At 72.2% G+C, this 26893-nt stretch carries 26 protein-coding genes; 20 read left to right on the top strand and 6 right to left on the bottom strand.

What is annotated here, in order from left to right; translation table 11 throughout:
- The first annotated feature begins 84 nt into the window (after nt 1-84).
- The 3 genes from ACZ67Q_RS33585 to ACZ67Q_RS33595 are packed head-to-tail and all read left to right on the top strand — an operon-like array spanning nt 85 to nt 2566.
- Nucleotides 85-681 (top strand): DUF5998 family protein, encoded by a 597-nt coding sequence (locus ACZ67Q_RS33585; protein WP_471189911.1) that lies wholly within the window; start codon nt 85-87, stop codon nt 679-681.
- On the top strand, nt 681-1871 hold the full coding sequence (locus ACZ67Q_RS33590; RefSeq protein WP_471189913.1) for an alkaline phosphatase family protein: 1191 nt from the start codon (nt 681-683) through the stop codon (nt 1869-1871). Before ACZ67Q_RS33585 ends, ACZ67Q_RS33590 begins: the two co-directional genes overlap by 1 nt.
- 44 nt (nt 1872-1915) lie before the next feature.
- Nucleotides 1916-2566 carry a thymidine kinase gene (locus ACZ67Q_RS33595; RefSeq protein ID WP_361624962.1) on the top strand — a complete coding sequence of 217 codons (651 nt, stop codon included), beginning with the start codon at nt 1916-1918 and terminating at the stop codon, nt 2564-2566.
- A 74-nt stretch (nt 2567-2640) separates the two neighbouring features.
- Here the strand turns inward: ACZ67Q_RS33595 and ACZ67Q_RS33600 are convergent, their stop codons facing one another.
- On the bottom strand, nt 2641-3456 hold the full coding sequence (locus ACZ67Q_RS33600) for a VOC family protein (RefSeq protein WP_471189915.1): 816 nt from the start codon (nt 3454-3456) through the stop codon (nt 2641-2643).
- Between the two features lie 293 nt (nt 3457-3749).
- Here ACZ67Q_RS33600 and ACZ67Q_RS33605 point away from each other — a divergent pair, with 293 nt between their 5' ends.
- The gene (locus ACZ67Q_RS33605) at nt 3750-4601 is read left to right on the top strand and encodes a sulfurtransferase (protein WP_471189917.1); all 852 of its coding nucleotides are present in this window, start codon (nt 3750-3752) and stop codon (nt 4599-4601) included.
- A 322-nt stretch (nt 4602-4923) separates the two neighbouring features.
- Here the strand turns inward: ACZ67Q_RS33605 and sepH are convergent, their stop codons facing one another.
- Nucleotides 4924-5970: a septation protein SepH gene (gene sepH, locus ACZ67Q_RS33610; protein WP_471189919.1), complete on the bottom strand. Its 1047-nt coding sequence runs from the start codon at nt 5968-5970 to the stop codon at nt 4924-4926.
- Between the two features lie 469 nt (nt 5971-6439).
- On the opposite strand from sepH, the gene ACZ67Q_RS33615 reads away from it, so the two are divergent.
- Nucleotides 6440-7210 carry a hypothetical protein gene (locus ACZ67Q_RS33615; protein WP_471189921.1) on the top strand — a complete coding sequence of 257 codons (771 nt, stop codon included), beginning with the start codon at nt 6440-6442 and terminating at the stop codon, nt 7208-7210.
- On the opposite strand, the gene ACZ67Q_RS33620 is transcribed toward ACZ67Q_RS33615, so the two are convergent.
- On the bottom strand, nt 7134-8453 hold the full coding sequence (locus ACZ67Q_RS33620) for a D-arabinono-1,4-lactone oxidase (protein ID WP_471189923.1): 1320 nt from the start codon (nt 8451-8453) through the stop codon (nt 7134-7136). The two genes, ACZ67Q_RS33615 and ACZ67Q_RS33620, sit on opposite strands and share 77 nt — an antisense overlap.
- On the bottom strand, nt 8413-9651 hold the full coding sequence (locus ACZ67Q_RS33625; protein ID WP_471189925.1) for an MFS transporter: 1239 nt from the start codon (nt 9649-9651) through the stop codon (nt 8413-8415). Before ACZ67Q_RS33625 ends, ACZ67Q_RS33620 begins: the two co-directional genes overlap by 41 nt.
- Before the next feature lie 210 nt (nt 9652-9861).
- Here ACZ67Q_RS33625 and ACZ67Q_RS33630 point away from each other — a divergent pair, with 210 nt between their 5' ends.
- Nucleotides 9862-10989 carry a ferrochelatase gene (locus tag ACZ67Q_RS33630; protein WP_471189927.1) on the top strand — a complete coding sequence of 376 codons (1128 nt, stop codon included), beginning with the start codon at nt 9862-9864 and terminating at the stop codon, nt 10987-10989.
- Between the two features lie 8 nt (nt 10990-10997).
- Nucleotides 10998-11813 carry an inositol monophosphatase family protein gene (locus ACZ67Q_RS33635; RefSeq protein WP_471189929.1) on the top strand — a complete coding sequence of 272 codons (816 nt, stop codon included), beginning with the start codon at nt 10998-11000 and terminating at the stop codon, nt 11811-11813.
- 80 nt (nt 11814-11893) lie between these two features.
- Here the strand turns inward: ACZ67Q_RS33635 and ACZ67Q_RS33640 are convergent, their stop codons facing one another.
- Nucleotides 11894-12067 carry a hypothetical protein gene (locus tag ACZ67Q_RS33640; protein ID WP_363266201.1) on the bottom strand — a complete coding sequence of 58 codons (174 nt, stop codon included), beginning with the start codon at nt 12065-12067 and terminating at the stop codon, nt 11894-11896.
- Nucleotides 12068-13404: 1337 nt separating this feature from the next.
- On the opposite strand from ACZ67Q_RS33640, the gene ACZ67Q_RS33645 reads away from it, so the two are divergent.
- The 4 genes from ACZ67Q_RS33645 (at nt 13405) to ACZ67Q_RS33660 (ending at nt 16941) form a co-directional block, all read left to right on the top strand.
- Complete coding sequence (locus tag ACZ67Q_RS33645; protein WP_010353034.1) at nt 13405-14058, top strand: response regulator transcription factor; 654 nt, start codon at nt 13405-13407, stop codon at nt 14056-14058.
- A 5-nt stretch (nt 14059-14063) separates the two neighbouring features.
- Nucleotides 14064-15296 (top strand): sensor histidine kinase, encoded by a 1233-nt coding sequence (locus ACZ67Q_RS33650; RefSeq protein ID WP_471189932.1) that lies wholly within the window; start codon nt 14064-14066, stop codon nt 15294-15296.
- A gap of 393 nt (nt 15297-15689) precedes the next feature.
- Nucleotides 15690-15986 (top strand): DUF4193 domain-containing protein, encoded by a 297-nt coding sequence (locus ACZ67Q_RS33655; RefSeq protein ID WP_043504706.1) that lies wholly within the window; start codon nt 15690-15692, stop codon nt 15984-15986.
- A 13-nt stretch (nt 15987-15999) separates the two neighbouring features.
- Complete coding sequence (locus ACZ67Q_RS33660) at nt 16000-16941, top strand: hypothetical protein (protein ID WP_471189934.1); 942 nt, start codon at nt 16000-16002, stop codon at nt 16939-16941.
- Between the two features lie 51 nt (nt 16942-16992).
- Here the strand turns inward: ACZ67Q_RS33660 and ACZ67Q_RS33665 are convergent, their stop codons facing one another.
- Nucleotides 16993-17469: a DUF3093 domain-containing protein gene (locus tag ACZ67Q_RS33665; protein WP_471189936.1), complete on the bottom strand. Its 477-nt coding sequence runs from the start codon at nt 17467-17469 to the stop codon at nt 16993-16995.
- A gap of 139 nt (nt 17470-17608) precedes the next feature.
- Here ACZ67Q_RS33665 and ACZ67Q_RS33670 point away from each other — a divergent pair, with 139 nt between their 5' ends.
- From ACZ67Q_RS33670 to ACZ67Q_RS33710, 9 genes are all read left to right on the top strand, one after another.
- Nucleotides 17609-18193: a PaaI family thioesterase gene (locus ACZ67Q_RS33670; RefSeq protein ID WP_471189938.1), complete on the top strand. Its 585-nt coding sequence runs from the start codon at nt 17609-17611 to the stop codon at nt 18191-18193.
- On the top strand, nt 18190-18741 hold the full coding sequence (dut, locus tag ACZ67Q_RS33675; RefSeq protein ID WP_471189940.1) for a dUTP diphosphatase: 552 nt from the start codon (nt 18190-18192) through the stop codon (nt 18739-18741). The genes ACZ67Q_RS33670 and dut overlap by 4 nt, the downstream gene beginning before the upstream one ends.
- Nucleotide 18742: 1 nt before the next feature.
- Nucleotides 18743-19504 carry a DUF3710 domain-containing protein gene (locus ACZ67Q_RS33680; RefSeq protein WP_361624916.1) on the top strand — a complete coding sequence of 254 codons (762 nt, stop codon included), beginning with the start codon at nt 18743-18745 and terminating at the stop codon, nt 19502-19504.
- A gap of 194 nt (nt 19505-19698) precedes the next feature.
- On the top strand, nt 19699-20868 hold the full coding sequence (locus tag ACZ67Q_RS33685) for an alginate lyase family protein (protein WP_471189942.1): 1170 nt from the start codon (nt 19699-19701) through the stop codon (nt 20866-20868).
- A gap of 138 nt (nt 20869-21006) precedes the next feature.
- The gene (locus ACZ67Q_RS33690; RefSeq protein WP_471189944.1) at nt 21007-21711 is read left to right on the top strand and encodes an ABC transporter ATP-binding protein; all 705 of its coding nucleotides are present in this window, start codon (nt 21007-21009) and stop codon (nt 21709-21711) included.
- Nucleotides 21712-21959: 248 nt separating this feature from the next.
- On the top strand, nt 21960-24530 hold the full coding sequence (locus ACZ67Q_RS33695) for a DUF4118 domain-containing protein (protein ID WP_471189946.1): 2571 nt from the start codon (nt 21960-21962) through the stop codon (nt 24528-24530).
- Nucleotides 24527-25210, top strand: coding sequence for a response regulator (locus ACZ67Q_RS33700; protein ID WP_471189948.1), 684 nt, complete (start codon nt 24527-24529; stop codon nt 25208-25210). The genes ACZ67Q_RS33695 and ACZ67Q_RS33700 overlap by 4 nt, the downstream gene beginning before the upstream one ends.
- 92 nt (nt 25211-25302) lie before the next feature.
- Nucleotides 25303-25701 (top strand): OB-fold nucleic acid binding domain-containing protein, encoded by a 399-nt coding sequence (locus ACZ67Q_RS33705; RefSeq protein WP_361624901.1) that lies wholly within the window; start codon nt 25303-25305, stop codon nt 25699-25701.
- Nucleotides 25702-25704: 3 nt separating this feature from the next.
- On the top strand, nt 25705-26493 hold the full coding sequence (locus ACZ67Q_RS33710) for a DUF3159 domain-containing protein (RefSeq protein ID WP_471189950.1): 789 nt from the start codon (nt 25705-25707) through the stop codon (nt 26491-26493).
- Nucleotides 26494-26893: the final 400 nt, after the last annotated feature.

Consider the following 26893-nt stretch of genomic DNA (forward strand, 5'->3'; position numbering starts at 1 on the left):
ACCGGCGTCACCGCCCCGCGTGTCCCCTGCCCGGGCCACCGGGACCCCGTGACGGGTCCCTCGCAGTCAGTGGTCCCCCGTAGGATGGGGCGCATGGCCAAGACCAGTACGACGACCCAGGGGCTGCGTGCGGCGATCGAGCGCAGCGGCTACTACCCGGCCCTCGTGGCCGAGGCGGTGGAGGCCGCCGTGGGCGGCGAGCCCATCCGGTCGTACCTGGTCCACCAGGAGACCACCTTCGACCAGAACGAGGTGCGGCGGCACGTGACCGTGCTCGTCCTCACCGGCACCCGCTTCCTGGTCAGCCACACCGACGAGCAGAGCGCCGACAGCACGTCCCCGACGCCGTACGCCACGACGTCCACGGAGTCCGTCAAACTCGACCGGATCTCGTCGGTCGTGGTCAGCCGCGTCGTCGCCAACCCGGAGTCGTACACCCCGGGCACGCTGCCCCGCGAGGTGGTGCTGACCATCGGCTGGGGTGCCGTCTCCCGCATCGACCTGGAGCCCGCCGCCTGCGGCGACCCCAACTGCGACGCCGACCACGGCTACACCGGCAACTCCACCGCCGACGACCTGAGCCTGCGCGTCAGCGAGGCGGGCGACGGCCCGGAGACCGTCCGCCAGGCGCTCGCCTTCGCCCAGGCGATCTCCGAGGCCACGGCGGACATCACCCGCTGATGGTCCACATCGCCTGGGAACCGCACCCGGAACCCCTCGCCCTCGCCTCCGCTCCCGTCCCCGAGTACGGCAGCGGTTCCCTGGCCGACGTGCTCCCCACCCTCGCCGCCGGCATGGACGTGCCCGGCATGACCGCGGCCATCCCGGAGCTGACCCCGGCCGACCGGAACTGCGTCTTCCTGATCGACGGCCTCGGCTGGGAGCAGCTGCGGGCCCACCCGGACGAGGCGCCCTTCCTCACCTCCCTGATGGCAGCCTCGCGCGGCGGCACCGGCCGCCCGATCACCGCGGGCTACCCGGCCACCACCGCCGTCTCCCTCGCCTCCGTCGGCACCGGCCTGCCCCCGGGACGGCACGGCCTGCCCGGCTACACCGCCCGCAACCCGGCCACCGGCGAGCTGATGAACCAGCTGCGCTGGAACCCGTGGACCGACCCGCGCGCCTGGCAGCCGCACCCGACGGTCTTCCAGCTGGCCCAGCACGCCGGCGTGCACGCCGCTCAGGTGTCGTCGCCCACCTTCCAGAACACCCCGCTGACCAAGGTCGCCCTCAGCGGCGGGACGTTCCACGGACGGCTCACCGGCGAGGAGCGCATGGACCTGGCCGCCGAGCAACTGGCCGCCGCCGACCGCTCCCTGGTCTACACGTACTACGCCGAACTGGACGGCTCCGGCCACCGCTACGGCGTCGCCTCCGACACCTGGCGCGGCCAGCTGATGTACGTCGACCGGCTCGCCCAGCGGCTGGCCGAGCAGCTGCCGCCGCGCAGCGCGCTGTACATCACGGCCGACCACGGCATGGTCGACATCGCGTTCGACGAGGACCACCGCATCGACTTCGACGAAGACTGGGAGCTGCGCGCCGGCGTCGCCCTGCTCGGCGGCGAAGGCCGCGCCCGGCACGTCTACGCGGTCTCCGGCGCCAAGGACGACGTGCTCACCTGCTGGCGCGAGGTGCTCGGGGACCGGTTCTGGGTGGCGTCCCGGGACGAGGCGATCGCGGCCGGCTGGTTCGGCCCGCACATCGACGACCGGGTCTACGCGCGCATCGGCGACGTCGTCGCGGCCGCGCACGACGACGTGCTCCTCATCGCCTCCGAGCGGGAGCCCAACGAGTCCGCGATGGTCGGCAACCACGGCTCGATGACCCCTGCGGAGCAGCTGGTCCCGCTGCTCGAAGTACGCTCCTGAAGCCCCACTGGCCCCCTCTCCCGCCGAAAGGTGCTCATCCCCCCATGCCCGAGCTGGTGTTCTTCTCCGGAACGATGGACTGCGGGAAGTCGACGCTGGCTCTGCAGATCGAGCACAATCGTTCCGCCCGCGGCCTGGTGGGCATGATCTTCACCCGCGACGACCGGGCCGGCGAGGGCAAGCTGTCCTCCCGCCTCGGCCTGGTCACGGACGCGGTGGAGGTCGCGGACGGCATGGACCTGTACGCCTATGTCGTCGACCACCTTTCGCACGGCGGGCGCGCGGACTACGTGATCGCGGACGAGGCGCAGTTCCTCGCGCCCGAGCAGATCGACCAGCTCGCGCGTGTCGTCGACGACCTGGAGCTCGACGTCTACGCCTTCGGCATCACCACGGACTTCCGCTCCAAGCTCTTCCCCGGCTCGCAGCGGCTCGTGGAGCTGGCCGACCGGGTGGAGGTGCTCCAGGTGGAGGCCCTGTGCTGGTGCGGCGCCCGCGCCACGCACAACGCGCGCACGGTGGGCGGCGTGATGGTGGTCGAGGGCGCCCAGGTCGTCGTCGGCGACGTCAACCGGTCGGCGGACGAGGTCGGCTACGAGGTGCTGTGCCGCCGCCACCACCGCCGCCGTATGACGGCAGCGACGGCCCACGCGGCGGCCCTGTCCCCGGACGTCCTGCCGGTCTCACCGGCCTGACCGCGCCGCCCGCTCGTGCCTGGGCCGGCTGTTCGCTCCCGCCCAGCCACGCGGCCTGCCCGAGCCGCGGTGAGTCACGCGGGCCCCTCGTCCGGCGGCTGGAGCAGTGAGAAGCGCGCCCCCTCCGGGTCGGACACCTGCGCCATGCGCCCGAACGGGCTGCTGTGCACCGGGCCGAGGACACGGCCGCCCAGTTCGGTGACCCGGGTGAGGGCCGCGTCCGCGTCCGCCACCTGGAAGTACGTCATCCAGTGCGGGCCACGGTCGCGCGGCAGCGCGTGACCCATCCCGCGGACACCGGCGACCGGTCGGCCGCCGACGCGCAGGACCACGCGGTCCTCGTCGGCGGAGGCCCGCGGCTCCTCCTCGTAGCCGAACACCGTCTCGTAGAACTTGGCGATGTTCTCCGCCTCGAAGGTCACCAGCTCGTTCCAGACGGGCGTGCCGGGTACGCCGGTGAGGCCGGTGCCGAGATGGGCCGAGGCCTGCCAGATGCCGAACACCGCGCCGGACGGATCGGAGCCGATCGCCAGCCGGCCCGCCTCGGCGGCGTCGAGCGGGCCGACGCCGATGGTGCCGCCGCACAGCCGGGCCGTCTCGGCGCTGACGTCCACGTCGTCGGAGGCCAGGTAGGGCGTCCAGGCGATGGGCAGATGGCGGTCGGGCGGCAGCTGTCCGACGCCGGCCACCTCACGGCCGTCGAGGAGGGCCCGCACATACGGGCCGAGTTGCTGCGGGCCCGGCTGGAACTCCCAGCCGAACAGCTCCGAGTAGAACTCCTGGGTCGCGGCCACCCCGTGCACCATCAGACTCACCCAGCAGGGTGTTCCCGGCGCGTACCGGGCGTGCGCCGCACCGTTCCGGTCGGCCGACCCGCCTGCCTCGGTCATCGTCACTCTCTTCTCGGCCCCTCGCGGTGGCCGTGTCCCATTCCGCTCACCGGACGCGTGCGGGATACGCACACCAGCCGCGGGCCGGGCCCGCCACGCGCGGTACGGGGCGGTCGGTACGTCGGGCTGTGCCCGGAGCGCGGTGTCCCGCGCGTCGCGGTGTACCGGCGGCGGGTGTCGATGGATGGTACGGCATGTGCTCGATCCTGTACGCATGGTGACCGAGCCTGTCCGGCCGAGCAGAATAGCCGGACAGGGACGGCGCGGCCACCCCGTGCGCAAGGATGGGGGGCATGAACGCCATCATCTCCGCATCCGAACTCGCCGGTGAGTTGACCGGCGAGAACCCGCCGGTCCTGCTGGACGTCCGCTGGCAGCTGAGCATGGCCAAGGCGGCCGGCGAACCGCCGTTCGACGGCCGCGCCGAGTACGAGGACGGACACATCCCCGGCGCCGTCTTCGTCGACCTGGACGGCGAGTTGGCCTCCGCTCCCGGCCCGGCCGGCCGCCACCCACTGCCCGACCTCGACGTCTTCGGTACGGCGATGCGCCGGGCCGGCGTCTCCGCGTCCCGGCCCGTGGTCGCGTACGACGGCGGGCAGGGCTGGGCGGCGGCACGCGCGTGGTGGCTGCTGCGCTACACGGGTCACCCGGATGTGAGGGTCCTCGACGGCGGGTTGACGGCGTGGCGGGGCGAGCTGGAGACGACCGTGCCGCAGCCGCCGGAGGGTGACTTCCAGCCGGTTCCCGGAGCCGTGCGGCTGCTGGACGCGGACGAGGCGGCCGCGCTCGCCCGCTCCGGGCTGCTGTTCGACGCCCGGGCGGGGGAGCGGTACCGGGGCGAGGTGGAGCCCATCGACCGGATCGGCGGCCACATCCCCGGCGCGGTCTCCGCGCCGACGACGGACAACGTCGGACCCGACGGCCGCTTTCTGCCCGCGGAGGAGCTCAGAGCGCGCTTCAAGGCCCTCGGAGCCGCCGACGACACCGAGGTCGGGGTCTACTGCGGCTCGGGCGTCTCCGCGGCGCACGAGGTGCTGGCGCTGGCCGCGGCGGGCATCCCGGCGGCCCTGTACGTCGGTTCGTGGTCGGAATGGTCGTCGGACCCCGAGCGGCCGGTGGCGGTGGGACCGGACCCGCAGTGATCACATGGCGTCCGGGGCGGGGGTCCTCCGCTCCGGTTCGCACGCAAGAGGGCAGCACCCACGCGCGTGGAGGCTGACGCACCGCACGCGCGCGCGGAGCGCTGACGCGGGGGGCGTGAGCGTTGCCCTGCCTGGAGCGTTCACGTGCGAGTGAGGCCGTGTCGGCCGGGACACGCGCACCTAAGGGGTGCCTGGCGAGCGGGTCCAGCCTCTGGCCGTACCGCCTCAGGCGGCCGCGGCCCTTGCCGAACCGTCGCCCGGGCGCCGTAAGCCCGGGCGACGCGGCCACGTCATCCACGGGGCCGCAGCCCCGCTCGCGTGACTACTCCTGCTTCTTGCGTCGTGTGCCGAAGACGATCTCGTCCCAGCTCGGTACCGCGGCGCGGCGGCCGGGGCGGACGCCGTCGGCCTCGGCCTGACGGTCCGTGGCGCCGATCAGGCGATCCCGGTGGCTGCCGACCGACCGTGGCATGAGCACGTCGGCGTAGGCGGACCCGGCCCCGGCCGAGGCGGCGGGCGCGGGCGGCTCCTCCGCCGCGGGCTCGGCGTCCGGCTCGTCGTCGTCCGGCTCGGCCGACGGCGAGCGCTCCGGCACCACCAGATCGCCCCGGAAGCTCGGTACGGCCTCCAGCAGGCTGGTCAGCGAGTCGCGCTCGCTGGTGCTCTCCTCGGCCGGCTCCGATGCCTGCGCGGGCAGGCTCGGCCGCTCCCGGTCGAGCGAACGGTCCAGCGGACGGTCGCGTGGCAGACGGGCGATGCGGGGCACGAAGGGGAAGCTGGGCTCCGGCGGCGCGAGGTCGTCGGACTCGCCGATGAGCGAGCGGGCCTCGTCGTCGACGGCCTGCACGAGCCGCCTCGGCGGGTCGTACGTCCAGCTCGCCGAGTGCGGTTCGCCGGCCACCCGGTAGACCAGCAGCACCTCCCACGTGCCGTCGTCGCGGCGCCAGGAGTCCCACTGCACGGTGTCCTTCTCGGCGCCGCGCAGCAGCAGCCGCTCCTGCACGGCCTCGCCGAGCAGCGGGCCGGCGTTCTCGCCGGGACGGCGGACGGGTGTCTTGCGTGCCCGCTCGGCCATGAAAGCGCGCTCGGCGAGGACGGGGCCCTCGAACCGGCGTACGCGGTCGACGGGGATGCCGGCCATCTGCGCGACCTCTTCCGCGGTCGCGCCGGCGCGTATACGCGCCTGGATGTCGCGGGGGCGGAGATGGCTCTCCACCTCGATCTCGATCTGGCCGAGGCGGGGACGGTCGCCGCGCACGGCGGCGCGGAGCCGTTCGTCGATCGGAAGCGTGTACTCCGTGCTGTCCGCAGCCTTCAGCACCAGCCGTGTGCCGTCATTGGAGACGGCCACGACACGCAGTTCGGGCATGGGGACCTCCCGGGTGGTGCCTGCCGACGTCACGTGCGTCGCTGCTTCCGCTAGTCGAGTGTGGCCTGCCCGGGTGCAGCCTGCCACAACCTTGCCGAGTTGCCCGGCGTGTCGGGCACGGGCCCTGGATCGCCGTTATGGCACGGTTACCTATTCGCCACGCTAAGTGACCAACACCGTCACCCTGTGCGACAAGCCCCCCTCCCGGCGGTCCAGCAAGGCCCCGGACATCCTGGCGGGAGACCGGGCCCAGGGCTCGCAACAGTACTCCATTCGGGCCACGTGCGTGGATTGGCGCGCCGCTCAACTTCTGGCAAGAGGTGGGACTTGGTCGCGTGTAACCGGTTTTCGCGATCTTGAACGTGGCGTACTTCACGCAATCAGCAGAAACGGAACTATTGGTTTCGTCCGTACGTCCCTTTCTCGTGCAGTTGGTTGATCAAGTAGGAAAAGTCGATCACGTACGGGAATGAGAGGGAACGGACAGGTGACGCAGGGGCAGGACAAGAAGCGCATCGACCTGAGTCTCCCTCAGGTGGCGGGCAGCGCCGTGGCCGCCGTGGTGGCGGCCAAACTCGCCTCCTCCTTCGGCGTCTACGGCACGATCCTCGGCGCCGGTGTGGTCAGCATCATCGCCACCTGCGGCGGCACGGTCTTCCAGCACTTCTTCAAACAGACCGGCGAGCAGTTGCGCACAGTCACGGTGCCGGGCCGCACGAAGGAGCAGACCCGGCCGCCCGCGCCCGGCGTGTACACCCACGGCACGGTCTACCGGGCCCGGGTCAAGAGCTGGCGACGGCCGCTGGTCGCGGCCGCGGTGGTCTTCGGCGTGACCATGGCCGGCGTCACCGCCTTCGAACTCGTCTCCGGCAGCAGCTTCAGCGGCGGCAAGGGTACGACCGTCAGTCACGCGTTCACCGGCCCGAACGCCTCCTCGCCCGCCACGCGGTCCCCCTCCTCCGACCCGGGGGACGACGGCGACCGCTCGCCCTCGGGGACGCCGTCGGCGGACGGCGGCACCGCGCCGAGCGAGACGCCCTCCGCTTCCGGTGGTACGTCACCGGGCGTGACCCCCAGCGCGACGCCGACGCCGGCCCCGAGCGGCGGCGCCACCGAGGACGGCTCGACCGGCGGCAGCGGCACGCCCGGCGCGCCCTCGACTGCTACGCCCCCAGCACCCGGCGCAGATAGTCGTTCTGGAAGCGCCGCTCCGGATCCAACCGGTCCCGCAGCGCCGTGAACTCGCCGAAGCGCGGGTACACCTGGGCGAAGTACGCGGCGTCCCGGGTGTGCACCTTGCCCCAGTGCGGCCGGCCCTCGTGCGCGGTGAAGATCCGCTCGGCCTCCGTGAAGTACCGCTGGTAGGGCGTGCCCCGGAACATGTGCACGGCGATGTACGCGCTGTCGCGACCGGAGGCCGTGGAGAGGGTGATGTCGTCGGCCGGGGCGGTGCGCACCTCGACGGGGAAGCTGACGCGCAGGCCCGAACGGTCCACCATGGCCTTCAGCTCGCGCAGCGTCCCGGTCAGGGCCGCACGCGGAACGGCGTACTCCATCTCCACGAACCGCACTCGGCGCGGCGAGGTGAAGACCTTGTAGGGGATGTCGGTGTAGGTCCGCGCGGACAGGGCCTTGCTGGAGATCTGCGCGATCGCCGGGATCGCTGCGGGCGCCGCCCGGCCCACCCAGTTGGCCACCTGGAACACGCCGTTGGAGAGGAACTCGTCCTCGATCCAGCCCTTGACGGGGCTCACCGGCCGGGCCGGGCCCGCGCTGCGGTTGTTGCGCTTGGTGTTGGTGCTGCCGGTGTGCGGGAACCAGTAGAACTCGAAGTGCTCGTTCTCGGCCCACAGTTCGTCGAAGTCGGCGAGCACGCGCTCCAGCGGCATCGGCTCCTCGCGCGCGGTGAGCAGGAAGACCGGCTCGACCGCGAAGGTGATCGCGGTGACGACGCCGAGGGCGCCGAGACCGATCCGGGCGGCGGCGAAGACCTCCGGGTTCTCCTCCTCGGAGCAGGTGAGCACCGAACCGTCGGCCGTCACCAGCTCCAGGCCCTTGATCTGCGCGGCGATCGAGGCGGAGTCGCGGCCCGTGCCGTGCGTGCCGGTGCTGGTGGCGCCGGAGACGGTCTGCTCCATGATGTCGCCCATGTTGGTGAGGGACAGACCCTCGCGTGCCAGAGCCATGTTGAGTCTCTTGAGCGGGGTGCCGGCCTCCACCGTGACGGTCCCGGCCTCACGGTCGATGGTGCGTATACCGGTCAACAGTTGAGGGCGTATCAAGACGCCGTCGGTCGCAGCGATCGAGGTGAAGGAGTGTCCCGTACCGACGGCCTTCACCGTCAGACCGTCCTCGCCGGCTTGCCGCACCGCGGCGGCCAGCTCGTCGACGGAGGCGGGCGTGACCTCCCGCGCGGGGCGGGCCGAGACATTGCCGCCCCAGTTACGCCACGTGCCGTTCTTCCCGCTCGCTGTGCTGCTCAACGGTGCCTCCCCGACGCGGAACCGGCCTGCTGAGCCGGCGGTACCCGAGGAAACCGACCGCCACCGCGACCGCTCCGGACACCGCCGGAACCCCGTACCCGGCACGCGCGCCGGCCGAGTCGATCACCCAGCCGGCCACCGAGGAGCCGAGCGCGACCCCGACCGCGAGCCCGGTGCTCACCCAGGTCATGCCCTCGGTCAGGTGCGCGCGTGGTACGTGCTCCTCGATGAGGGCCATCGTCGTGATCATCGTCGGAGCGATGGACAGGCCCGCAAGGAAGAGCGCCGCGGCCAGAAACGGCAGGTTCCCGACCAGTAGGAGGGGGATCATACTCACGCCCATGGCGCACACGCCCAGCAGCCAGCGGCGGGCCGGCGACCCGGTGAAGCGGAGCAGACCGAACACGATCCCGGCGACGCACGAGCCGGCCGCGTACAGCGCCAGGACGACACTTGCCGCGCTCTTGTGCCCCTGCTCGTCGGCGAAGGCCACCGTGACGACGTCGACCGAGCCGAAGATCGTGCCGGTGGCCACGAAGGTCGCGACCAGTACCTGGAGCCCCTTCGCGCGCAGCGCCGAACCGCCACCGTGCTGCTCGCGCGGGTGCGGCGCGGGCTCGGTCGCCCGCTGAGCGGTCAGCCAGAAGACGCCGACGGCGAGGAAGCACGCGGCGAGCAGCGGCCCCGCCTCCGGGAACCAGGCCGTGGACAGGCCGATGGAGATGATCGGCCCGAAGATGAAGCACACCTCGTCCACCACGGACTCGAAGGAGTACGCGGTGTGCAGCTTCTCGGTGCCGCGGTACAGCTCGGCCCAGCGGGCCCGGATCATCGCGCCGAGGCTCGGCACGGTGCCGATGCCGACCGCGCACACGAACAGCAGCCACTCCGGCCAGTGGAAGTGGGCGGTCAGCAGCAGCCCGGCCGCGGCGACGAGCGTGACCAGCGTCGCCGGGCGCAGCACCCTGCGCTGTCCGTACTGGTCGACCAGCCGTGAGATCTGCGGACCCAGCACCGCGGCCGCCAGCGCGATCGTCGCCGACAGCCCGCCCGCGAGGCCGTAGCGCCCGGTGAGCTGCGAGATCATCGTGACGACGCCGATGCCCATCATCGACAGCGGCATGCGGCCGAGGAAGCCCGCGGCGGAGAAACCCTTGGAGCCGGGGGCGGCGAACAGGGCGCGGTAGGGGCTGGGCACGTGGTCTCCGGGGGTCCGGTACGGCCAGGGGAGGGCCGTGTGAGTGGGTGGCGCCTCCGTAAGGTGCGAGGGCAGCCGCTACAGCTTACGAGTTAGGGCGCCCTAACGCACTCGAGTAACCGGGCCGCCGAAAGCGAGGCCGGCCGCGCCGGCGCCGCACCGGTCACCCGTCGTTTCCCCGCTGTCGGTGACGGGTGGCAGGATCGACCCATGCCAGACGTGCTCGATGCCAGCCCCTACGACGCCCTGCTCCTGCTCTCGTTCGGCGGCCCCGAGGGCCCGGACGACGTGGTTCCGTTCCTGGAGAACGTGACGCGCGGCCGCGGTATCCCGACCGAACGCCTCAAGGAGGTCGGGCAGCACTACTTCCTGTTCGGCGGGGTCAGCCCGATCAACGACCAGAACCGGGCCCTGCTGGAGGCCCTGCGCAAGGACTTCGCCGAGCACGGCCTGGACCTGCCGGTCTACTGGGGCAACCGCAACTGGGCGCCGTACCTCACGGACACCCTGCGCGAGATGGTGCGCGACGGCCACCGCCGCATCCTCGTCCTGGCCACCAGCGCCTACGCCTCGTACTCGGGCTGCCGGCAGTACCGCGAGAACCTCGCCGACGCCCTGGCGACCCTCGAGGCGGAGGGCCTCGAACTGCCGAAGATCGACAAGCTGCGGCACTACTTCAACCACCCCGGGTTCGTCGAGCCCATGATCGACGGTGTGCTGGAGTCCCTCGCCGACCTCCCCGAGGACGTCCGCGCCGGCGCCCACCTCGCCTTCACCACTCACTCCATCCCGACCGCGGCCGCCGACACCTCGGGACCGGCGCAGGACCACGGCGACGGTGGCGCCTACGTCGAGCAGCACCTGGACGTGGCGCGTCTGATCGCCGACGCGGTCCGCGAGCGCACCGGCCTCGACCTGCCCTGGCAGCTCGTCTACCAGTCCCGCTCCGGCGCCCCGCACATCCCGTGGCTGGAGCCCGACATCTGCGACCACCTCGAGGAGCGCAAGGCCGCCGGGGTCCCCGCGGTCGTCATGGCGCCCATCGGCTTCGTCTCCGACCACATGGAGGTCCTGTACGACCTCGACACGGAGGCCAAGGCCAAGGCGGAGGAGCTGGGCCTGCCGGTGCGCCGCTCGGCCACCGTGGGCGCCGACCCGCGGTTCGCCGCCGCGGTCCGCGATCTCGTCCTGGAGCGTGCCGGACTCGAGCGCGGCCAGGAGGTCACGCCGTGCGCGCTGGGCGCTCTGGGCCCGAGCCACCAGCTGTGCCCGGTGGGCTGCTGCCCGGCCCGTGCCCCGCGTCCCGCTGCCGCGGGCGCCGACAGCCCCTACGCGTGAGGAGAGCCGTGAACGACCCCCTGCACGTGGAGCTGCTCAGGCTCGCCCGGGAGGCCGCCCACCGGGCCGGCACCCTGCTGCGTGACGGCCGGCCCGCCGACCTCTCGGTCGCCGCGACCAAGTCGAGCGACGTCGACGTCGTCACCGAGATGGACATCGCCGCGGAGAAGCTGATCACCGGGCTGATCTCCGAGCGGCGCCCCGAGGACGCCTTCCTCGGCGAGGAGGGTGGCACCACCGAGGGCACCTCCGGCATCCGCTGGGTGATCGACCCGCTCGACGGCACGGTGAACTACCTGTACGGCCTGCCGACGTGGGCGATCTCCATCGCCGCGGAGCAGGACGGCGAGACGGTCGTCGGCGTCGTCGCCGCCCCGATGCGCGGGGAGACGTACCACGCGGTGCGCGGCGGCGGGGCGTGGGCCACCGGCTCCTGGGACGGCGAGCGGCGGCTGACCTGCCGTGCGGCGGCGCCGCTGGAGCGGGCCCTGGTCTCCACGGGTTTCAACTACGTGGCCGATGTCCGCGACCACCAGGCCGAGGTCGTCCGGCGGCTGGTCCCGCTCGTGCGCGACATCCGCCGCGGCGGCTCCGCCGCGATCGACCTGTGCGACGTCGCCGCGGGCCGTCTCGACGGCTACTACGAGCGGGGTCTGCACCCGTGGGACTTCCGCGCCGGTGATCTGATCGCCCGGGAAGCGGGCGCGGTGACCGGTGGACGGCCCGGAGAGGCCCTCTCGGGGGACCTGACGATCGCTGCCACACCCGCCGTCTTCCAGCCCCTCCAGCGGCTCCTGGAGGACTTCGGCGCCTGGCACGACTGACGCACGGGCCGGGCCGCACAAGCAACAGGACCCGGTGCTGGATTCACCGGGTCCTGCTGGGGGGTCGTGCTACGGGCTGGTCAGACGCCGGACAGGCCGACTTCCACGCCATGTTCGGCGGCCAGGCGGCGCAGGTCGTCGAGCTCGCCCTGCTCCACGTCGACGAGGAAGTCGTCGCCCTCGTCACGAGCCCGCGTCAGGTCGGACTCGGTCGCCCTTATGCGCTGCAGAAGTCCTGCGGTGAAAGCGTCCATGCTGCGCCCCCTCGTCCTGGGTCGTGGGTCGGTGGCACGGGGGTGTGCCGGTTGGGAAGGGGCGATCACGTCTCCGTAGGTGCCCAGCGCTGCCCTGCTGGGCGGCGACGGTGCCGGACACCCACGCCCGCTCTGCGGAAGCGGCCTGTCATGCCGCATGGTGCTGCGGCACAAGCAGAGCGTGATCGCGGGGTGTAAAGCCGTCCTCCCCCTGCGGACATCCGGGGAAACCTCGCCGAGCCGATAAATCTTCCCGCGGCCGCATGTGGCCGCATATGCCTCCGGCGGTGGCCGGAACCCTACTGGTGGGGAGCGAGGGTGAGTTGGGGGCGGGGAGTCAGGACGGGAGGGGGGAGTGACGGGTGACCGCGCGTCCGGTACGAGACCGACCGGGCGGTCACCGGTCCCGGACGCGCACGCTCGGTGGGCGACCGGACCCGCGGTCACCGGTCCCGCACGAACCCACGCGGCGCCGCCTCGTGCGGCGGCCGGTGCGAGAGGGGTCGTGCCGGGCCGCGACGGGGGATCCGAGGGGGCGGCAGGGGCCGGTGGTGACTCCCCTCGGGCCGCCGCCCATGCGGTGCCGCCTCGTGCGGCGGCCGGTGCGAGAGGGGCCGTACCGGGCCGCGACGGGGGATCCGCGGGGGGCAGAGGCCGGGGGTGACTCCCTCGGGCGGCCGAGGCAGGCACCCCGCACGGGCGGCCGGGGCCATGCGTTCCGTCGGACGGCCGCGGCCAGGCTTCGTCGGGCGGCCGGGCGCGGATGCCCTCGCCTCCGGAACCCGACCCGGGCCCGCTCGCGCGGCGGTGGCCCCGCCTGACCCGGGTCCGTCCCGCCCGGTGCCCCTCCTGCTCGCCCGGTGCCCGCTCCCGGCCTGCCGCAGCGCCGTCCTGCTCGGCGCTGGAGCCCGGTCTCCCTCCCGCTAGGCCGGAGCCCGCTCCTGCCCCGCCGCCCCCACGGGGCGCCTGCCTCGGCCTCTCTCCCGCTGCACGGATCCCGCCCCCGCCCGGCCGAAGCCCGGCCTCGCCGGAGCCCAGCCCGCCCAGCCGAAGTCCGCCCCAACCGAAGCCCGCCCCCGGCGCCCAGCCTCCCCAGCAGACCCCGGCCCCGCCCAGCCGAGGCCCAGCCCCGCACCGCCGCGTCCGGGCCCCGTACCAGCGCGCACTCCCGGCCCCACTCGGCTGCCGCCCGGGGGGCGCTTCCCGTAGGGGCCGGCCGGCGCCTTACAACCGGTTTATGGGCTAACGCGGCAGGATGGAGGCGTAGACCCCGGTACGGATTCCGCCTGTGTGCGCCGATGCGGCGTGCCCGGCGGCTTTGAGGAAGGACAAGCGACGTGCGCGTACTCGTCGTCGAGGACGAGCAGCTGCTCGCCGATGCGGTGGCCACCGGACTGCGCCGGGAGGCCATGGCGGTCGACGTCGTGTACGACGGTGCGGCCGCTCTGGAACGCATCGGCGTCAACGACTACGACGTGGTCGTCCTCGACCGCGACCTCCCGCTCGTGCACGGCGACGACGTCTGCCGCAAGATCGTCGAGCTGGGCATGCCCACGCGCGTGCTGATGCTCACCGCCTCCGGCGACGTCAGTGACCGCGTGGAGGGCCTGGAGATCGGCGCCGACGACTATCTGCCCAAGCCGTTCGCGTTCAGCGAGCTGATCGCACGCGTGCGTGCGCTCGGCCGGCGCACCAGCGTGCCGCTGCCGCCGGTCCTGGAGCGGGCCGGCATCAAGCTCGACCCCAACCGCCGTGAGGTCTTCCGGGACGGCCGTGAGGTGCAGCTCGCGCCCAAGGAGTTCGCCGTCCTGGAGGTGCTGATGCGCAGCGAGGGCGCCGTGGTCTCCGCCGAGCAGCTGCTGGAGAAGGCCTGGGACGAGAACACCGACCCGTTCACCAACGTGGTGCGCGTGACGGTGATGACGCTGCGCCGCAAGCTCGGCGAGCCGCCCGTGATCGTCACCGTGCCCGGTTCGGGTTACCGGATCTGATCGACATGACGGCCACCCCCGCGCCTCCCCAGGCGCCACCGAAGCCCACCTGGGATCCCCGACGGCCGCAGCCACTGTTCCCGTGGCTGCGTCCGACCATCCGGATACGGCTGACGCTGCTGTACGGCGGCATGTTCCTGATCGCCGGCATCCTGCTGCTGTCGATCATCTATCTGCTCGCCGCGCAGGCGCTGAACGTGGGCAGCGAGCTGCCGTTCAAGATCACCAGCGGCAGCGTCACCAGCAATGTCTGCAACCTGCCGGACAAGGCGTCACCCGACGTCTTCAACAGCGCCATGAACGCGTGCGTCAACGAGCAGCGCCAGCACGCCTTGGACAGCCTGCTCAGCCGCTCCCTGCTGGCCCTGCTGGGGCTCGCGGTGATCGCATTCGCGTTCGGGTACGCGATGGCCGGCCGGGTGCTGTCGCCGCTGGGCCGGATCACCCGCACCGCGCGTGCGGTGGCCGGATCCGATCTGTCCCGCCGGATCGAGCTGGACGGCCCGGACGACGAGCTGAAGGAGCTCGCCGACACCTTCGACGACATGCTGGAGCGCCTCCAGCGGGCCTTCACCGCCCAGCAGCGCTTCGTCGGCAACGCCTCGCACGAGCTGCGCACACCGCTGGCGATCAACCGCACGCTCCTCGAAGTGCACCTGTCCGACCCGAACGCCCCGGTGGAGCTGCAGCAGCTCGGCAAGACGCTGCTGGCCACCAACGAGCGCAGCGAACAGCTGGTGGAGGGCCTGCTGCTGCTCGCCCGCAGCGACAACCAGATCGTCGAGCGCAAGCCGGTCGACCTCGCCGAGGTCGCCTCGCAGGCCATCGACCAGGTGCGCGGCGAGGCCGAGGACAAGGGCGTGGAGCTGCGCGGCAAGCGCGAGCCGGCGGTCGTCCAGGGCAACGGCGTCCTGCTGGAGCGGATCGCCCTGAACCTGGTGCAGAACGCCGTCCGGTACAACGTCCCCGAGAGCGGCTGGGTGGAGGTCACCACGCAGACCCAGCACGGCCAGGCGGTCCTGGTGGTGTCCAACACCGGTCCGGTGGTCCCGGCGTACGAGATCGACAACCTCTTCGAGCCGTTCCGGCGGCTGCGCACCGAGCGCACGGGCAGCGACAAGGGGGTCGGCCTCGGCCTGTCCATCGTGCGGTCCGTGGCGCGGGCCCACGGCGGACACATCACGGCGACGCCCCGCGAGGGGGGTGGGCTCGTCATGCGGGTCACGCTGCCGGTGTGAGACCCTCGCGACACACGCGGAGGATGTTCGCTTTGCGCGGAATTTTCCGGGCACTCGTCCAAGCCCTCGATGTGTGATCGATCACAAAGGCGATTTTCCGGCCATCTACTCTGCGTGATCATGAAGACGGTCGGAAAGCCCGGAAAATCCGGGTTTTCAGGGGTCTTGATCACGGGAAGTACACGGTGGGACACCTTTGAAGTGCGACATTCGGACCGTGTACGGTCCCGATCGCCATCCAAGCCGATCACTCTTGAGGTGTCCGGTTGGGTGTCGATTGAGTAACAGACCTTGATGTGAGGCAAAATCTCCGCCTCGAGGCGGGCACAAGTCCGGCCTCTCACGCGTTACGTGCGCTGGAGACACCGCAGACACCCAGAGGGGGAGAGCGACATGGCAACTGACTACGACACCCCACGCAAGACCGACGACGACGTCGATTCCGACAGCCTTGAGGAGTTGAAGGCCCGGCGCAACGACAAGTCGGCGTCGTCCGTCGACGTCGACGAGTTCGAGGCCGCAGAAGGCCTCGAGCTTCCCGGAGCGGACCTCTCCAACGAGGAGCTGGCCGTCCGGGTGCTGCCCAAGCAGCAGGACGAGTTCACCTGCATGAGCTGCTTCCTGGTGCACCACCGCAGCCAGCTGGCCCGCGAGAAGAACGGTCAGCCGATCTGCCGCGACTGCGACTGAGGGCGGGTCGGCCGTGACTGGCTCGACCCCTCCTCGGAAGCGCCGCTTCTCCCGCAGGGGAGCGGACCCGGGGCCGCTGGAAGGCCCCCACGGCGTGCGTGACGACGAGCGAGGCTCACCCCTTACGTCCTCGACGGAAGGAACAGGGTCGGCCTCGCTCGAAGCCGCAGGCGACCGGACCGGTCCTCGCGACCGGGCCGGAGGTGTCACGCCCGTCGCCAAAAGGCGGGCCGCGGCCGCCCGCACCAAGGCCGCAGAGCTGGCCAGGACCGGCGCGAGCAAGGGCAAGGACCGCGCCCGCGCGGGCCTGAGCTATCTCGCCGACCGGATCATCGACCTCGCCCCACGCGTGCCCGTACGCGACCTCGCGACGCTGCGCGCCCAGTTCCCCGGCCTCGGGCCGGAGCAGCTGGCGGACAAGCTCGTGGCCGGCGCCACCACGTCGACGGCGACGGTCGGAGCGGGAGTGGGCGCCGCGGCGATGCTGCCCGTGCCGCCCGCCATGCCGGCCCAGCTGGCCGCCGAGATCACCGGCGTCGCGGCGATCGAGCTGAAGCTCATCGCCGAGCTGCACGAGGTCTACGGCGTGCGACCGCCCGGTTCCCTCAAGGACCGCAGCACGGCGTACCTGCGTGCATGGTCCGGCGAGCGGGGCATCGACGTGATGAAACCGTCGACGTTCGACGCGGCCCTCGGGGGCCGGATGAAGCGCGAGCTGCGCCAGCAGATCATGAAGCGTCTGGTGCGCGATCTGCCCAACCTGATGCCGTTCATGGTCGGCGCCGCGGTCGGCGCGGTCATGAACCGCCGCGAGACCCGCAGGCTCGCCGGGCGCGTCCGCACCGACCTGCGCAAGATGCAGGTGCCCTGGGAAGCCCTCGACGAGCTGCCGCCCCTGGAGCAGCCGGACAAGCCCGTGACGATGGGCGAGCTGACCAAGGACCTGGAGAACTGAGGCCCGGGCCCGCCGGGGTCCACCGGGGCCACTGCCGGGCCCCTGGGGCGGCTAAGAGCCCTGCTGGGCCGCCGCCTCCCGCGCCGCCTTCAGCGCCTCGGCCAGCCGCTCCGGCTCGCGCGTCGACAGGTACAGGTACGGGGTCGGGTCGGCCGGGTCCGTGACCTCGACCTTCAGCGCCTTCGGGATGTAGGCGCGCAGCAGCAGGAACGCGCGCGTGTCCGCCTTGTAGGTGCGCCAGGCGCGCGCCTCCTCCGCGTCCAGGACCTCCGCCTCGCCCAGCGCCGACACGGGGACCTTCGCCTCGCCGGCGATCAGGAAGCCGTTCACCACGCGGATGCGCAGCGAGCCGTACGCGCTGGCCACGACCGCCGACACAGCCGTACCGCCGACCAGGGCGCCGAGCGTCGGCAGCGTGCCGAAGGGCAGGAAGACCAGGGCGAGCGCGAGACCCACGAGGAAGGAGACCAGCCACCACGAACGGGGGGCGGTGAGGCGTTCTTCGTAGGGGGTGGCGGAAAGCTGCATGGAGCCAAGCTTGGCATGGTCCGCGGACGTCCCCGCAATCAGGCGCCGCCCCACGAGCCCGCCCCGCCGACGATGGTGGTCACCGGGCGCCGGACAGGACTGGTCGAGGGGTACGGGTGGGCGGGTAAGGTCTGCGGCTGTGAGTGGTACTTCCCCAGCTCTTCAGCCCCCGGCCGACGCCGCGCCACCCGTGCGGCATCCCGACGCTCCCGCACCCGGTGAGCTCCTCGGCGCGCACTACGAACAGTGTTTCGGTTGCGGCGGCGGACAGGCGCACGGGCTGCACCTCGCGGCCCGCGCCGGTGACGGCGTCAGCATCACCGCGGAGTTCACCGTGCAGCCCGCCCACCAGGGTGCGCCCGGCCTCGCCCACGGCGGCGTCCTGGCCACCGCGCTCGACGAGACGCTGGGCTCGCTGAACTGGCTGCTGCGCACGATCGCCGTCACCGGGCGGCTGGAGACCGACTTCGTGCGGCCGGTGCCGGTCGGTACCACCCTGTTCCTGGAGGCCGAGGTCACGGCCGTCGCCGGACGGAAGATCTACTCCACCGCCACCGGTCGCATCGGCGGCCCCGACGGCCCCGTCGCCGTGCGCGCCGACGCCCTCTTCATCGAGGTCAAGGTCGACCACTTCGTCGACCACGGCCGCCAGGAGGAGATCCTGGCCGCCATGAACGACCCGGACCAGCTGCGCCGGGCCCGCGCCTTCGAGGTGAACCCGTGAGCCGCGAGCCGCTGCGGGTGCTCCTCCGCCGCATCGATCCGGAGGTGCCGCTTCCGGAGTATGAGCACCCCGGGGACGCGGGGGCCGATCTGCGCACCACCGAGGCCTGCGAACTCGCCCCCGGCGAGCGCGCGGTGCTGCCCACCGGGGTGTCTGTGGCCCTGCCGGAAGGGTACGCGGCCTTCGTGCACCCGCGTTCCGGCCTGGCCGCGCGCTGCGGTGTCGCCCTGGTGAATGCCCCGGGGACGGTTGATGCCGGGTACCGTGGGGAGATCAAGGTGATCGTGGTGAATCTCGACCCGCGCGAGTCCGTGCGGTTCGAGCGCTTCGACCGGATCGCCCAACTGGTCGTCCAGCAGGTCGAGAGGGTCCGCTTCCAGGAGGTGGCGGAACTTCCCGGCTCGGCACGGGCCGAGGGGGGCTTCGGGTCCACCGGGGGCCATGCCGCGGTGGGCGGTGAGAGCGGCACGAGCGGTCAGGTCGCCGAGGGCGGCCCGACGGGTGGGAATCGATACGCTTCGGTCGTATCCGACCGGGAAGGACAGTGACGTGTTCGGACGTCGCAATAAGAAGGGCGCCGCCGAGGACGCGGCCGGCGAGGCCGAGCAGGTCGTCGACAGCGTCGACACCGAGGCGGACGAAGAGGGCGAGCGCGAGCGCGTACGGCTCGAGCCGGAGCCGCGGCCCGACGGGCCCTGGGACGTCTCGGAGGTGCGCGACCCGGCCGAGGGCCGCGTGGACCTCGGCGGGCTGTTCGTGCCGGGCGTCGACGGCATGGAACTGCGCGTGGAGGTCGCGGGCGACGCGATCGTCGCAGCGACCGTCGTCCTGCGCGACAGCGCGATCCAGCTGCAGGCCTTCGCCGCGCCCAAGCGCGAGGGCATCTGGGGCGAGGTGCGCGAGGAGATCGGCTCCGGCATCACTCAGCAGGGTGGCATCGTCGACGAGGTCGAGGGCCCGCTCGGCTGGGAGCTGCGTGCCCAGGTGCCGGTGCAGCTGCCCGACGGCACCGGCGGCTTCCAGGTCGTGCGGTTCGTCGGTGTGGACGGGCCCCGCTGGTTCCTGCGCGGTGTGATCTCCGGGCAGGGCGCGGTGCAGCCGCAGGCCGCCGGCCTGCTGGAGCAGATCTTCAGGGACACCGTCGTGGTCCGGGGCGAGGGGCCGATGGCACCGCGCGACCCGATCGTGCTGAAGCTGCCGAACGACGCGCAGATGGTGCCCGAGGGCGTGCAGCAGCAGGAGGAGGGTTCCCGCTTCTCCGGTGGCATGGGCCAGCTGCAGCGCGGACCGGAGATCACCGAGGTCCGCTAGACACCCGCTCGATCGAGCGACGAAAGGGCCGCACCCCACACGGGGTGCGGCCCTTTCGTCGCCCGGACCCTTTTGCATGCCGACCTTTTCGCGTACGTGACCCCTTGACGGCGCATTGGTCCGTACCTATGGTCACCGGCCAACGCCTGCGTTCATAAAGGCGCTCCACGTTCACATATCAGAACGGAGTCGCTATGCGTCGTGCCGCACTGCTCGCAGTGGTGGCCTCCCTGCTCCTGGGCGCCTTCACCGCGCCCGCCGCCCACTCCGCCCCCACCTCCTTCGCCCACCCCGGAGTCGCCGTCTCCCGAAGCCAGCTGGACTTCGCCCGCACCCAGGTGCTGGCCGGCGTACAGCCATGGAAGGGGGCCTTCGACCAGCTGCTGGCGAGCAAGTACGCCGATCCGAACCGCACCCCGGCACCCCGCGCGATCGTCGAGTGCGGCTCGTACTCCAACCCCAACTACGGCTGCACCGACGAACGCGAGGACGCCCTCGCCGCCTACACCGACGCACTCGCCTGGTATGTCACCCGCGACGACCGGTACGCGAAGAAGGCCATCCAGCTGATGGACGCCTGGTCCGGCGTGATCCAGGACCACACCAACAGCAACGCACCCCTGCAGACCGGATGGGCCGGCTCCACCTGGCCGCGCGCCGCCGAGATCATCAAGTACACGTACACGGGCGGCTGGCCGAACGCCGGCCGCTTCGCCACCATGCTGCGGAACGTCTACCTGCCCGAGGTGATCAACGGGTCGAACTCCAACGGCAACTGGGAGCTGTCCATGATGGAGGCCGCGATCGGGATCTCCGTCTTCCTCGAGGACAGGACCTCGTACGACAGGGCCATGGCAACCTTCCGGACACGGACCGCCGCCTACGTCTACCTCGCCTCCGACGGCGACCTGCCGAAGACCGTCCCGAGCCAGCACCTCGACACCCGCGACGAGATCGTCAAGTACTGGCAGGGCCAGTCCACCTTCGTCACCGGCCTCACCCAGGAGACCTGCCGCGACTTCGTGCACACCGGTTACGGCATCTCCGCCATCTCCCACGTCGCCGAGACCAGCCGCATCCAGGGACAGGACCTGTACGGCACAGACGTCGGCGAGCGGCTGCGCCAGGCCCTGGGCTTCCAGTCCCGGTACGAACTGGGCACGGCCGTCCCGAGCTGGCTGTGCGGCGGTTCGCTCAAGCTCGGACTGGGGCCGGTCACCGAGGTCGGGTACAACGCGCTCCACAACCGTCTCGGCGTCGCCATGACCAACACCCAGGCCCTGACCGAGCGCAACCGCCCGGCCGGCAGCAACAACCTCTTCGTGGCCTGGGAAACCCTCACCCACGGTGACAATCCGGCGTGAACCGCTGAGGGGGTCTCGTCCGATGAGGAAGTGAGAGCGCGCAACGGGAGCGAGAGCATTGAGGGACCGGGCGTCCGCTGGTGATACTGACGCCCGGTCCGCACACAGCGGGTCCACGGGGGAACAGGGGGAGCACACATGACCAAGGTCGTCACCGAGACGATGGTCCGCGTCGCGGACGTGCACAAGTCCTACGGCGAGGGCGCGGCCGCCGTCCACGCCCTGCGCGGCGTGTCCTTCGAGATCCCGCGCGGCGAACTCGTCGCCCTCAAGGGCCGCTCGGGCTCCGGCAAGACGACGCTGCTCAACATCGTCGGCGGACTCGACCAGCCGGACCGTGGCCGGGTGACCGTCGACGGCAGTGATCTGTCGGATCTGGGGGAGGAGGGCCTGCTCGCGTTGCGCCGGGACCGGATCGGATTCGTGTTCCAGTCATTCGGCCTCATCCCGATCCTCACCGCCGCCGAGAACGTGGGTGTGCCGATGCGCCTGCGCCGTGCCGACCCGCGCGAGCGCGAGCAGCGCGTGGAACTGCTGCTGTCCCTCGTCGGCCTCGGCGAGCACGCCGCGCAGCGCCCCGGCGAGATGTCCGGCGGCCAGCAGCAGCGGGTGGCCATCGCCCGCGCCCTGGCCAACGAGCCGGCGCTCCTCATAGCCGACGAGCCGACGGGACAGCTGGACGCGGAGACCGGCCACGCCGTGATGGAGCTGCTGCGCGCGGTCGTCCACAGTGAGAACGTCACGGCTCTGGTCGCCACGCACGACGCCACACTGCTGGACCTGGCCGACCGGGTCCTGGAGCTGAGAGACGGCGAGATCGTCGAGGCGGACGCCGGTGCCTGAGAGTCGGGGCCTGCGAGCCGGTCCGTGAGCGCCGGTGCCTGAGGGCCGGTCCCTGAGCGCAGGGGCTCGGCGTCGAGCCCCTCGAGCGTTGTCCGGTGTGCCTCACGTGCGTCTTGCGTGCCGTCCCCCGGCGCGTCAGAGTCGCGTCAAAGGTGTCCGCTGCCCGCCCCCACGTACCTTTTGTCGCTCTCGTGGGTCGTAAGGTCGACGCTGCGTAGGGGCAGTCACATCGGAAGACAATGGGTTACATGGCACGCGGCAAGCTTCGGATCTACCTGGGAGCGGCACCCGGCGTCGGCAAGACGTACGCGATGCTGTCCGAGGCCCACCGGCGTGTCGAGCGCGGTACGGACTGCGTCGTGGGGTTCGTCGAGCACCACGGGCGGCCGCGCACCGAGGGGATGCTGCACGGTCTGGAGACGGTGCCGCGCCGGAAGCTGGAGTACCGGGGCGCGCGCTTCACCGAGATGGACGTCGGCGCGGTGCTGTCCCGCCGCCCGCAGGTGGCGCTGGTGGACGAGCTGGCCCACACCAACGTTCCCGGCTCGCGCAACGCCAAGCGGTGGCAGGACGTCGAGGAGTTGCTGGCCGCCGGCATCGACGTGGTGTCCACGGTCAACATCCAGCACCTGGAGTCGCTCGGCGACGTGGTCGAGTCGATCACGGGGGTGCGCCAGCAGGAGACGGTGCCGGACGAAGTGGTGCGCCGGGCGGACCAGATCGAGCTGGTGGACATGTCGCCGGAGGCGCTGCGCCGGCGGATGGCGCACGGCAACATCTACCAGCCGGACGAGGTCGACGCCGCCCTGTCGAACTACTTCCGGCCCGGCAACCTGACCGCGCTGCGAGAGCTGGCGCTGCTGTGGGTGGCGGACCGGGTGGACGCCTATCTCCAGCGGTACCGCAGCGAGCACCGGGTGTCGGCGATATGGGGTTCGCGCGAGCGGATCGTGGTGGGCCTGACCGGCGGCCCCGAGGGGCGCACGCTGATCCGGCGGGCGGCGCGGCTGGCGGAGAAGGGCGCGGGAGGGGAGGTGCTCGCGGTGTACATCGCCCGCAGTGACGGCCTCACCGCGGCCTCGCCCAAGGAGCTGGCCGTGCAGCGCACGCTCGTCGAGGACCTGGGCGGCACGTTCCACCATGTCGTCGGCGACGACGTCCCCGCCGCCCTGCTGGCGTTCGCCCGCGGGGTGAACGCCACCCAGATCGTGCTCGGCTCCTCGCGCCGCAAGAGCTGGCAGTACGTCTTCGGGCCCGGGGTCGGCGCCACGGTCGCCCGCGAGTCCGGGCCCGACCTCGACGTGCACATCGTCACGCACGAGGAGGTCGCCAAGGGCCGCGGGCTGCCCATCGCGCGCGGCGCCCGGCTCGGGCGCTCGCGGGTGGTGTGGGGCTGGCTGCTGGGCGGGGCCGGTCCGGTGCTGATGACGCTGCTGCTGACCGGCATCGACGCCTCGCTGGGCCTGACCAACGACATGCTGCTGTTCCTCGGGCTGACCGTGGCGGCGGCCCTGGTCGGCGGGCTGCTGCCGGCGCTGGCCGCGGCGGCCTTCGGGTCGATGATGCTGAACTGGTTCTTCACGCCGCCGGTGCACCGGGTCACGATCGCCGACCCGAAGAACATCCTCGCCCTGGTGATCTTCGTGTCGGTGGCGGTCTCGGTGGCCTCCGTCGTCGACCTCGCCGCCCGGCGCACCCAGCAGGCGTCCCGGCTGCGCGCCGAGTCGGAGATCCTCTCCTTCCTCGCCGGGAACGTGCTGCGCGGCGAGACCAGCCTCGAGGCGCTGCTGGAGCGGGTGCGGGAGACTTTCGGCATGGAGTCGGCGGCCCTGCTGGAGCGCGAGAGCGACGTCGCGCCGTGGACCTGCGCCGGGCGCGCGGGGCTCGGCAGACCCGTGAAGCGACCGGAGGACGCCGATGTGGACATGCCGGTCGGTGACCACATGGCCCTGGCGCTGACCGGGCGGGTGCTGCCCGCCGAGGACCGCCGGGTGCTCGCCGCGTTCGCCGCGCAGGCCGCCGTGGTCCTGGACCACCGGCGGCTGCAGCAGGAGGCCGACCAGGCCAAGGAGCTGGCCGAGGGCAACCGCATCCGCACCGCGCTGCTCGCCGCCGTCAGCCACGATCTGCGCACCCCGCTCGCCGGGATCAAGGCGTCCGTCTCCTCGCTGCGCTCCGACGACGTCGAGTGGTCCGAGGAGGACCAGGCGGAGCTGCTGGAGGCGATCGAGGAGGGCGCCGACCGGCTCGACCACCTGGTCGGCAACCTGCTCGACATGTCCCGGCTGCAGACCGGCACGGTCACCCCGATCGTCCGCGAGATCGACGTCGACGAGGTGGTGCCGATGGCGCTCGGCGGTGTCCCCGAGGGCAGTGTCGAGCTGGACATCCCCGAGACGCTGCCCATGGTCGCCGTCGACGCGGGGCTGCTGGAGCGGTCGGTGGCCAACCTCGTGGAGAACGCCGTCAAGTACAGCCCGCCCGAGCGGCCCGTGCTGGTGGCCGCGAGCGCGATGGCCGACCGGGTCGAGGTCCGGGTCGTCGACCGCGGCCCGGGGGTCCCGGACGAGGCCAAGGAACGCATCTTCGCCCCCTTCCAGCGCTACGGCGACGCACCGCGCGGCGCCGGCGTCGGGCTCGGCCTGGCCGTGGCGCGCGGCTTCGCCGAGGCGATGGGCGGCACCCTCGACGCCGAGGACACGCCCGGCGGCGGTCTGACCATGGTCCTGAGCCTCCGTGCGGCCGCCGGCCCGCCCTCGCGGGAGCCGGCCCAGTACGGAGCGATGAAGTCGGTTTCCTCAGAGAGGCAGGCCACATGACCCGGGTGCTCGTGATCGAGGACGAGCCGCAGATCGTGCGCGCCCTCGTGATCAACCTCAAGGCCCGCAAGTACGAGGTCGACGCCGCCCACGACGGGGCCGGTGCCCTGAAACTCGCGGCCGCCCACCACCCCGATGTGGTGGTGCTCGACCTGGGCCTGCCGGACATGGACGGCGTCGAGGTGATCAAGGGGCTGCGCGGCTGGACCCGGGTGCCGATCATCGTGCTCTCCGCGCGGCACTCCTCCGACGAGAAGGTGGAGGCGCTGGACGCCGGCGCCGACGACTACGTCACCAAGCCCTTCGGCATGGACGAGCTGCTCGCCCGGCTGCGGGCCGCCGTGCGCCGCGCCGAGCCCGTCGGGGCCGGGGAGGAGGAGGTGACGGTGGAGACGGCCGAGTTCACCGTCGACCTGGCCGCGAAGAAGGTCAACCGCGGCGGCCGGGACGTGCGCCTGACGCCCACGGAGTGGCATCTGCTGGAGGTCCTGGTGCGCCACAGCGGCCGCCTGGTCGGCCAGAAGCAGCTCCTGCAGGAGGTGTGGGGGCCGTCGTACGGGACGGAGACGAACTACCTGCGCGTGTACATGGCGCAGCTGCGCCGCAAGCTGGAGGCCGACCCCTCGCACCCGAAGCACTTCATCACCGAGCCGGGGATGGGCTACCGGTTCGAGCGGTAGCGCGGGCCGTGACCCGCCCTCGGCCGGGGACGGTGTGTGAGGGCCGACACGGGGACTACGTAGCGGTCAGTGCACCCCGGTACGCTTCAGATATGAGTGCTGTTCCTCGTTCCGAAAAGCCGGCGGGCCGGTTCCGGCGGATGCTCGACCGGCTCTCCTCGTCGCAGGAGGACCTGGAGTCCGAGGAGCTGCGCGAGGACGCCGCGACGGCGGGCTGTACCCGGATCGGTGACTGCAAGGACCGTCAGATCGTTACGGTTACTGGTACCTTGCGCACGGTCACGCTGCGTCCGCGTGCGGGTGTCCCGGCTCTGGAAGCGGAGCTGTTCGACGGCACCGCCGCGCTGGACGTGGTGTGGCTCGGCCGGCGCTCCATCGTCGGGATAGAACCCGGGCGCAAGCTGATCGCATCGGGCCGGATCTCGATGAGCCGGGGCCGCCGGGTGCTGTTCAACCCCAAATACGAACTGCGACCCCTCGGACGGGAGTAGCCGGTGACGTCACTCGACAAGCCGACCGACGACACATCTGCCAACGACGCCCGGGCGGTGACGGAGGCCGCGCTGTTCGAGGCGTTCGGCGGAGTGCGGGGCATGGTCGAGACGGTGGTCCCCGGCCTCCTCTTCGTCACGATCTACACGATCAACAAGGACCTCCATCTGTCGGCGATCGCCGCGGTGGCCGTGTCCCTGGTGCTGGTCGTCGTGCGGCTCGCGATGAGGGACACCGTCAAGCACGCCTTCAGCGGTGTCTTCGGCGTCGCCTTCGGTGTCGTCTTCGCGATGATGACCGGCAACGCCAAGGACTTCTACCTGCCGGGCATGCTCTACACGCTGGGCCTGGCGCTGGCGTACATCGTGACCACGCTCGCCGGGGTCCCGCTGATCGGTCTGATCCTCGGCCCGGTGTTCAAGGAGAACCTCTCCTGGCGCACCCGCAACCCGGGCCGGAAGAAGGCGTACGCCAAGGCCAGCTGGGCCTGGGGCCTGATCCTGCTCGCGAAGTGCGCGATCCTCTTCCCGTTGTACTGGTGGGCCGACACCACGCAGCTCGGCTGGGTGCTGGTCGCGCTGAAGATCCCGCCGTTCCTGCTCGCCGTCTGGCTGACGTGGGTCTTCCTGGCGAAGGCGCCGGCGCCGATCGACGTGTTCGCGGAGATGGAGGCCGAGGAGAAGGCCGAGGAGGAGCGCAAGGCGGCGGCTCTGGCCGCGGAGCGTGGCGACGACCCGGAAGCCGCGGACGCCGCGGAGCCGACCGGCGGCCGCCACCGCAGGCAGGCCTAGGCGGCCCGCGCGGCAGAGGGTCCGGTACGGCGTCCGGCACGGCGCAGGGAAGCGGCCGCGGGGTCCGGCAGGCGCATCTGCCGCGCGTCACTCGCCGACACCGCGGCAGTACGGCAGCCGACTCCGCCGCAGCACGGCAGCCGACTCCGCCGCAGCACGGCAGCCGACGCCGACCGCCGCAGTACGGCATCCGACGCCGACGCCGGGGACGCCGTACAGCGGCCGACGCCCCTCGCTCGCCGCACGGCGTCCCGTAAGGCCCCTGAACACGGCGGTGGGGGGGGCCGGGGGGGGGCCCGCGCCCCCCCCCCCCCGGGGGGGGGGGGCGCGGGGGGCCCGGGGGGGGGGGGGCCCCCCCCCCCCGCCCCCCACCCGGGCCGCCCGGGCCGGGGGGGGCCCC

The sequence above is a fragment of the Streptomyces sp. NPDC036813 genome (assembly GCF_055609245.1).